The organism is Cellulosimicrobium composti (assembly GCF_010287905.1).
Taxonomy (GTDB): Bacteria; Actinomycetota; Actinomycetes; order Actinomycetales; family Cellulomonadaceae; genus Cellulosimicrobium; species Cellulosimicrobium composti.
Window position 1 is genome coordinate 1 of sequence record NZ_JAAFAN010000099.1, and the last position, 8,693, is coordinate 8,693.

An 8,693-nucleotide genomic window follows, 5' to 3' on the forward strand; every position below is an offset into this window, starting at 1 on the left:
CCGCGGCGGGGGGCGGCCCCCGGCGCCCCCCCCCCCCCCCCCCCCCCCCATTGCTCGGCGCGCTGTCGGTGCCGGGTCAGGCGTCGGCGGCCTGGGCCGCGAGCGCCCGCTCGACGCCGGCGAGGTTCTCGACGACGAGGCGGCGCAGCGCGGGCGCGGCGTCGGCGTTCGCGTCGAGCCACTCCTGCGTCGCGTCGCGCAGCACGGTGCTCGCGAGGGGCGCGGGGTACAGGCCCGTGACGAGCGCCTCCGCGATGTGGTACGACCGCTGGTCCCACAGGGGGAGCAGCGCGTCGAAGTACGCGCCGACGAGCGGCGCGAGCGACTCGGGGTCGTTGACGTGCTGGAAACCCAGCGTCGTCGCGCGCACGATCGCGTTCGGGGCGTCGTCGGAGCCGACGAGGCGGTCGAACGCCTCGCGCTTCGCCTCGGCCGTCGGCACGGTCGCCCGGGCGCGCGCCGCCGACTGCTGGCCGGTCGCCGTCGAGTCGGCGGCGAGCGTCGCCTCGATCTCCGCGTCGTCCGCGAGGTCGAGCAGCACGAGGCCCTCGAGGATCTCCCAGCGCAGGTCGGTGTCGATCTCGAGCCCGTCGAGCGCGGCCGAGCCGTCGAGCAGCGAGCGCAGCGCCTCGCCGTGCGCCGGCGTCGACGCGAGGTGGGCGAAGAACTTCACGAGCTGGAACTGCAGGTCGGACCCGGCGGCGGCCTCCTGCGCGAGCGACCACAGCACGTCGCCGACGTGCGCGAGCGTCTCCGCGCGGCGCTCGGGCGCGACGTACGTCTTCGTCGCGAGCGCGAGCTGGTTGAGCGTCGTGCGGATCGTCGTGGACTCGGTCTCGCGCGCGATGTTGCCGAGCACGAGGCGCACGTAGTCGCTCGCCGGGGTCTCGCCGTCGCGCGTCGCGTCCCACGCCGAGCCCCACACGAGCGAGCGCGCCAGGGGGTCCGCGAGGTCGGCGAGGTGCTCGGTCGCGACCTGGAGCGACGCGGGGTCGAGGCGGATCTTCGCGTACGCGAGGTCGTCGTCGTTGAGCAGCACGAGCTGCGGGCGGTCGAGGCCGAGCAGCTCGGGGATCTCGGTGCGCGGGCCGTCCACGTCGACCTCGACGCGGTGCACGCGCGTCAGCACGCCGTCCACGAGGTCGTAGAAGCCGATGCCGAGCCGGTGCGGGCGCAGCGTCGGGTGGTCCGCCGGCGCGGTCTGCACCACGGAGAACGTGGTGAAGCGGCCGTGGGCGTCGAGCTCGAACTCGGGCCGCAGCGTGTTCACGCCCGCCGTCTCGAGCCACAGCGCCGACCACGCGCCGAGGTCACGACCGCTCGTCGCCTCGAGCTCGACGAGCAGGTCGCGCAGCTCGGTGTTGCCCCACGCGTGCTTGCGGAAGTACGCCGCCACGCCCGCGAGGAACTGCTCCTTGCCGACCCACGCGACGAGCTGCTTGAGCACCGACGCGCCCTTGGCGTACGTGATGCCGTCGAAGTTGACGAACACGTCCTCGAGGTCGTTGATCGTCGCGACGATGGGGTGCGTCGACGGCAGCTGGTCCTGGCGGTACGCCCACGACTTCTCCATCGCGGCGAACGTCGTCCAGGCCTCGTGCCACTCGGTCGCCTCGGCGGTCGCGAGCGTCGAGGCGTACTCCGCGAACGACTCGTTGAGCCACAGGTCGTTCCACCACTTCATGGTGACGAGGTCACCGAACCACATGTGCGCGAGCTCGTGGAGGATCGTCACGACGCGGCGCTCCTTGACGGCGTCCGTGACCTTGGAGCGGAACACGTACGTCTCGGTGAACGTCACGCAGCCCGCGTTCTCCATCGCACCCATGTTGTACTCGGGCACGAAGAGCTGGTCGTACTTGTCGAACGGGTACGGGTGCTCGAACGCGGACTCGAAGAACGCGAAGCCCTCGCGCGTCTTGTCGAACACGTAGTCGGCGTCCATGTGGTCGGCGAGCGACGCGCGGCAGAACACCCCGAGCGGGATGGTGCGGCCGTCGGACGACGTGAGCTCGCTGCGCTCCACGACGTACGGCCCCGCGACGAGCGCGGTGATGTACGACGAGATGCGCGGCGTCGGCTCGAACGTCCAGCGCGCGACCTCGACGTCGCCGGCGCCGGTGCCGGTCGGGTCGGCCTTCGTCCCGAGCGCCGTCGGCTCCGGCGTCGGCTGGTTGCTCACGACCTGCCACGCCGCGGGCGCGGTGACGGTGAACGCGAACGTCGCCTTGAGGTCGGGCTGCTCGAACACGGCGAACACGCGCCGTGAGTCCGGCACCTCGAACTGGGTGTAGAGGTAGACCTCGCCGTCGACGGGGTCGACGAACCGGTGCAGGCCCTCGCCCGTGTTCGTGTACGCGCAGTCCGCGACGACGCGCAGCTCGTTCTCGGCCGCGAGGCCGTCGAGCGCGATGCGCGAGTCGGCGAACACCTGCGCCGGGTCGAGCGACCGTCCGTTGAGCACGACCTCGCGCACGGTCGGCGCGACGAGGTCCACGAACGTGCTCGCGCCCTCGGTCGCGGTGAACCGCACCACGGTCGTCGACGCGAACGTCGTCGCCCCCGTCGTGAGGTCGAGGTCGACCTCGTAGGACTGGACGTCGACGATCGCCGCGCGCTCGCTCGCCTCGGCGCGGGTGAGGTTCTCTCCGGGCACTGCATCTCCTCGGTCTCGGGGTCGGGCCGGGCGGCCACGACGTCGGCCTGTGGGCCACGGACGATCATCCCACGCACGCCGCGCGCACCCCCGGAAAATGCGCCCGCGGGAATACGCTGCGGCCGCGCGGCGTCGTGACTGTGGGGTGCCCGCGCGGGCACCCCGCCGCACGCTGCCGCACGACCGACGGCCCGGGCCCGCCGGACCGCCGTCCCACGACGAAGGAGACCCGTCCCGTGACCCTCACCGCGACGACCGACACCACCGCGACCGGGAGCGACGTCCGCGTCGCGGACTTCTGGTTCGACCCCGTGTGCCCCTGGGCCTGGATGACGAGCCGCTGGATGGGGGAGCTCGAGCAGGTGCGCGACGTGACGGTGCGCTGGCACGTCATGAGCCTCGCCGTGCTCAACGAGGGTCGTGACCTGCCCGAGAAGTACCGCGAGCTCATGGACAAGGCGTGGGGCCCGGTGCGCGTCGTCACCGCCGCGCGCGTGGAGCACGGCGACGAGGTCGTCAAGCCCCTCTACGACGCGATCGGGACGCGCCTGCACCCGGGCGGCCGCGACGACTACGACGCCGTGCTCACGGAGGCGCTCGCGGAGGTCGGGCTGCCCGCCTCGCTCGCGGACGCGGCCCGCTCGGACGCGTACGACGAGCAGCTGCGGGCGTCGCACGCCGAGGGCATCGGGCGCGTGGGCGAGGACGTCGGCACGCCCGTCGTCGCGTTCGGCGACACCGCGTTCTTCGGGCCCGTCGTGACGCCCGCCCCGAAGGGCGAAGCCGCAGGTCGGCTGTGGGACGGGTGCGTCCTCGTCGCGAGCACGCCCGGCTTCTTCGAGCTCAAGCGCACGCGCACGCAGGGCCCCGTGTTCGACTGACGGACACCGGTCCGCGGACCCCGCCGACGGAGGCGTCCGACCGTCGGCGGGGTTCGACCCGCACGGGTGCGGCGTGCCATGCTTCGTCAGGTCGCGGGCGGTGTCAGGAGCGCCCGCCGCCCGGTCGCGCCGGGCGAGTCCGACGAGGAGCCCGCGAGGAGCAGAGCATGTCCCCGAACGCACCCGTGCCACCGCCGCCGCCGCCTCCCGGCGGCGTGCCCGGGGGCGCGGCCGGTCGGGACGACGTCCAGGCGACGACGGCGTTCTCCCCGCCCGTGCACGCCGTGCCGCCGTCGTTCTCGCCGACGAGCGGCCCGACGGCGCAGGCGCCCCGCACGACGCCCGCGGACGGGCAGCCGACGGTCGTCGCGTCGTCGTTCCAGCCGACGACGGTGCAGCAGGTCACGCCGATCACCCAGCTCCCGACGGCCGCGCAGCCCGCCGTCCCCGCCCCGGCGCCCCCGCAGCGCGTGCGCTACGCGACGGAGCAGAACGGGTTCGGCGTCGCGGCGCCGGTCGGGACGGCCGCGAGCCGCCCGTCGTACCCCGCGGCGGACGCCGCCCCCACGGGCTACGGCGCGACGTCCGCGTACCCGGCGGCGACCGCGGCGTACGACCCGGCGCCGCACGGCGGGTACGGCTCCGTCCCGCAGCAGCCCCAGCAGCCCCAGCAGCCTCAGCCCGCGTACCACCCGCCGGCGTCGGTCGCGCCCGCGGGGGCGACGGCGCGCGCGTCGGGACCGGCGGGCGGGTCCACCCCGCCGCCCGCGTCCGGCGGCGGCGAGGCGCGCGGCGGCGGGGGCCGCGGGCGCCGGTCCGACCGGCTGAGCCCGGGGTGGATCGCGTTCATCGTCGTCGACGCCCTGCTCGTGCTCGGCGCGATCGTCTTCGCGATCTCGCTCGTCGGCGGCGGGGACGACGACCCGGCCGGCGGCGCGACGACGCCGCCCCCGGCCGCGAGCCCCACGCAGGACGCCGAGGAGGCCGCGCCGCCGGAGCCGACGGTGTCCGAGACGTTCGCGTCGGAGTCGCGCAACATCACGTGCGAGGTCACCGACGTCAGCGCGACGTGCGTCATCGCGCAGCTCGGGACGCAGCCCGCGCCCGTCGACGGGTGCGACGGGACGGTCGGCTACAAGGTGGTCCTCGGCGCCGACGGCAGCGTCGAGCAGCCGTGCGTGCCCGCCGCGGAGCAGCCGCAGCCCGCGCCCGGCGACACGGCGATCCTCGACTACGGCACCTCGAAGACCGTCGGGCCGTTCACGTGCGACAGCGCGGAGACCGGCATGACGTGCCGCGAGACCGCGACGGGCAAGGGGTTCACGATCGCCCGCGCCGGGATCCGCACGCTCTGACCGGGCGCCGGCCGGGCCGGCGCGCACGCCGGGCCCGCGGCGGGGAGCACCCGCCGCGGGCCCGGCGTCGTCGTGTCACCAGATGCGCACGCGCTCCTCGGGGGCGAGGTAGAGCGCGTCGCCCGGCTGGACGTCGAACGCCGCGTAGAACTCGTCCACGTTGCGCACCACGCCGTTGCACCGGAACTCGTTCGGCGCGTGGGGGTCCGTCGCGATGCGCCGCACGACCTCCTCGTCGCGGCCCTTCGCCTGCCAGACCTGGGCCCAGCCGAGGAACACGCGCTCGATGCCCGTGAGCCCGTCGACCACCGGGGCCTCGGACAGCGGTCGACCGAGCGCGATGCGGTACGCCTTGAGCGCGATCGACAGCCCGCCCAGGTCGCCGATGTTCTCGCCGATCGTCAGCGCGCCGTTCACGTGCGGGCCGTCCTCGCCGAGCTGGGCCGGGCGGAACGCGTCGTACTGCGCGATGAGCGCCTTCGTGCGCTTCTCGAACTCCTCGCGGTCCGTCGCGGTCCACCAGTCCTCGAGGCGGCCCGCGCCGTCGTACTTCGAGCCCTGGTCGTCGAACCCGTGCCCGATCTCGTGCCCGATGACCGCGCCGATGCCGCCGTAGTTGACGGCGTCGTCGGCCTCCGGGTCGAAGAACGGCGGCTGGAGGATCGCCGCGGGGAAGACGATCTCGTTCATCCCCGGGTTGTAGTAGGCGTTGACCGTCTGCGGCGTCATGAACCACTCGTCGCGGTCGATCGGGCGCCCGATCTTGCCGAGCTCGCGGTCCTGCTCGAACGCGTGGGCACGGCGCACGTTGCCGACGAGGTCGTCGGGCTCGACGACGAGCGACGAGTAGTCGCGCCACCGCACCGGGTAGCCGATCTTCGGGGTGAAGGCGTCGAGCTTGGCGAGCGCCTTCTCCTTGGTCTCCTCGGTCATCCAGTCGAGCGTCGTGATCGACTCGCGGTACGCGGCCACGAGGTACGCGACGAGCTCCTCCATGCGCGCCTTGTGCGACGGCGGGAAGTGGCGGGCCACGTACTGCGCCCCGACGGCCTCGCCGAGCGCCCCCTCGACGACGGACACGCCGCGCTTCCAGCGCTCGCGGACCTCCTGCGCGCCCGAGAGGGTGCGGCCGTAGAAGTCGAAGTTCGCCTCCACGAGCTCGTCCGAGAGGTAGGGCGCGCGGGCGGTGACCAGGTGGTACACCATCCACAGCTTCCAGTCCTCGAGGGGCTCGCTCGCCCAGAGCTCGGCGAACCCGGCCGCGAAGTCCGGCTCGCGCACGACGACCTCGTCGAACGACCCCTGCGGCGCCCCCAGGGCGAGCACCCACGCGCGCCAGTCGAAGCCGGGCGCCTCGTCGACGAGCGCGGCCAGCGTGCGCGGGTTGTACGTGAGGTCGGCGTCGCGGTCGCGGACGACGTCCCAGTGCTTCGCGGCGAGCCGCGTCTCGAGCGCCATGACGCGCTGCGCCGCCTCCTCGGGCGACGCGCCCCACGTCTCGGACGTCACGCCCGCGAGCGCGAGCATGCGCGCGACGTGCGGCACGTACTTCTCGCGCACCGGGGCGTACTGGTCCTCGCGGTAGTACGCCTCGTCGGGCAGCCCCAGGCCGGACTGGTAGAGGTAGGCGACGTAGCGCTCGGGGTCCTTCGCGTCGTTGTCGACCCAGAAGCCGACCGCGCCCGCGCCGCCCGTGCGCTGCAGCGCGCCGAGCGCGCCGGTGAGCTCGGCCTGCGTCGAGGCCGCGGCGACGAGCGCGAGGTCGGCCTGCAGGGGCGTCGTGCCCAGCGCCTCGATGCGCTCGGTGTCCATGAAGCTCGCGTACAGCGCGCCGACCTTCGCGGCGTCCGGCCCGACGCCCTCGGCGCCCGCGGCGACCTGCTCGCCGAGGTCGGTGATGATCTCGCGCACGTGGAGCTCGGCCTGGTCGTGCAGGGCGCGGAACGCCCCGTCCATGGCGCGGTCGGCGGGGATCTCGTGCGTCGCGAGCCAGCGCCCGTTGACGTGGCGGTACAGGTCGTCCTGCGGGCGGACGGCGGGGTCCAGCGCGTCGAGGTCGATGCCGGAGCGCGCTGCGTCGGTCGTGCCGGACGAGGACGCCGGCGTGGACGTCGGGGAGGTCTGTGTCATGCGTCTCAGGCTACGGCCTCGCCCCGACGTCCAGGGGGCCCGCTGGGGCATGATGGGCGCATGCGCGTTCACATCGCCGCGGACCACGCCGGCTTCGAGCTCAAGACCCACCTCGTGGAGCACCTCGGTGCCGCGGGCCACGACGTCGTGGACCACGGCGCCCACACCTACGACGCCCAGGACGACTACCCGTCGTTCTGCTTCGCCGCGGGCGAGGCGGTCGCCGCGGAGCCCGGCTCGCTCGGCATCGTCATCGGCGGCTCCGGCAACGGCGAGCAGATCGCGGCGAACAAGGTCGCGGGCGTGCGCGCCGCGCTCGCGTGGAACCTCGAGACCGCGCGCCTCGGGCGCCAGCACAACGACGCGAACGTCGTCGCGGTCGGCGCGCGCCAGCACTCCGTCGACGAGGCCGTGGAGCTCGTCGACGCGTTCCTCGCCGAGCCGTTCAGCGGCGACCCGCGCCACCAGCGCCGGATCGACCAGCTCGCGGCGTACGAGCGGTCGCGCGGCGCCTCCGCCTGACGTGCCCGAGGGCCACACCGTCCACCGCCTCGCGCGCGCGTTCGGCGAGCTGTTCACGGGCGAGGCGCTCGCGGTGAGCAGCCCGCAAGGGCGGTTCGCCGCCGGAGCGGCACTGCTCGACGGGCACGTCCTCGTCGCGAGCGAGGCCTGGGGCAAGCAGCTCTTCCTCGGCTTCGCCGACCCCGCGCACGCCGGCGCGGGCCGCACGGCGCCGGACGCCGACGACGTGCGCTGGCTCCGCGTCCACCTCGGGCTGTACGGGGCGTGGACGTTCGCGGGCGACGGCAGCACCGCCGTCGTGCACGCGATCGGTGCCCCGCGCCGCCGCATCGGCGAGCGCGAGACCGTGCCGGCAGGACCGGGGGAGGCGGCGGAGCCCGACGGCGCGTGGTCGCCCCCGCCGCCCCGCGGCGCCGTGCGCGTCCGGCTCGTCGGCGCGCACGCGGTCGCCGACCTCACGGGCCCGACGGCGTGCGAGGTGGTCGACGGCGCGGAGAAGGGTGCGGTCGAGGACCGGCTCGGCCCCGACCCGATCCGGGAACGCGGCCCGGGGGAGCCCGACCCGCGCGAGACGTTCGTCGCCGCGGTCCGCCGGTCGCGCAGCCCCGTGGGTCTGCTGCTCATGAACCAGGACGTCGTCGCGGGCGTGGGCAACATCTACCGCGCCGAGTCGCTGTTCCGCGCGCGGCTCGACCCGCTGCGGCCCGGTCGCGACGTCCCGACCGACGACCTGCGCGCCCTGTGGGACGACCTCGTCGTGCTCATGCGCGACGGGACGCGGACCGGCGCGATCGTCACGACGCGGCCCGAGGACCGCGACCGCGGCCCCGACCTCCCGGACGCGCCCGGGCGCCGTCGCGTCCGGCAGAACACGGACGGTGCGCCCGACGCCGTGCCCGCGGACGAGGCGTTCTACGTCTACCACCGCGACGGGCTGCCGTGCCGCGTGTGCGGCACGCCCGTGCTGCTCAAGGAGCTCGCGGGCCGCAACCTCTACTGGTGCGGCGTCTGCCAGGCCTGACCCCGGCGGGGGGGGGCCGGGCCCGCCCCCCCCCCCCCCCCGGGGGGGGGGGGCCCCCCCCCCGCGCCCCCCCCCCCCCCCCCGCCGGCGCGGGCGGGCCCCCCCCACCCCCCCCCGCCGCCCGCCGG

General features: G+C 75.0%; 6 protein-coding genes. 4 read left to right on the forward strand and 2 right to left on the reverse strand.

Features of this window, described 5'->3' with window-relative positions:
- Positions 1-76: 76 nt before the first annotated feature.
- Positions 77-2,656 (reverse strand): aminopeptidase N, encoded by a 2,580-nt coding sequence (gene pepN, locus GYH36_RS18215; RefSeq protein ID WP_162290584.1) that lies wholly within the window; start codon positions 2,654-2,656, stop codon positions 77-79.
- Between the two features lie 236 nt (positions 2,657-2,892).
- Between pepN and GYH36_RS18220 the strand changes: the two genes are divergently transcribed.
- Together GYH36_RS18220 and GYH36_RS18225 are read left to right on the forward strand one after the other, a co-directional pair.
- The gene (locus GYH36_RS18220) at positions 2,893-3,537 is read left to right on the forward strand and encodes a mycothiol-dependent nitroreductase Rv2466c family protein (protein WP_162290585.1); all 645 of its coding nucleotides are present in this window, start codon (positions 2,893-2,895) and stop codon (positions 3,535-3,537) included.
- 167 nt (positions 3,538-3,704) lie between these two features.
- Entirely contained in the window at positions 3,705-4,892 is a 1,188-nt protein-coding gene (locus GYH36_RS18225) for a hypothetical protein (protein WP_162290586.1), read from the forward strand.
- A 75-nt stretch (positions 4,893-4,967) separates the two neighbouring features.
- Here the strand turns inward: GYH36_RS18225 and GYH36_RS18230 are convergent, their stop codons facing one another.
- Positions 4,968-7,022: a M13 family metallopeptidase gene (locus tag GYH36_RS18230; RefSeq protein WP_024842199.1), complete on the reverse strand. Its 2,055-nt coding sequence runs from the start codon at positions 7,020-7,022 to the stop codon at positions 4,968-4,970.
- Between the two features lie 60 nt (positions 7,023-7,082).
- Here GYH36_RS18230 and GYH36_RS18235 point away from each other — a divergent pair, with 60 nt between their 5' ends.
- Together GYH36_RS18235 and GYH36_RS18240 are read left to right on the forward strand one after the other, a co-directional pair.
- The gene (locus GYH36_RS18235; protein ID WP_024842200.1) at positions 7,083-7,544 is read left to right on the forward strand and encodes a ribose-5-phosphate isomerase; all 462 of its coding nucleotides are present in this window, start codon (positions 7,083-7,085) and stop codon (positions 7,542-7,544) included.
- Position 7,545: 1 nt separating this feature from the next.
- Positions 7,546-8,565, forward strand: coding sequence for an Fpg/Nei family DNA glycosylase (locus GYH36_RS18240; protein WP_162290587.1), 1,020 nt, complete (start codon positions 7,546-7,548; stop codon positions 8,563-8,565).
- Positions 8,566-8,693: the final 128 nt, after the last annotated feature.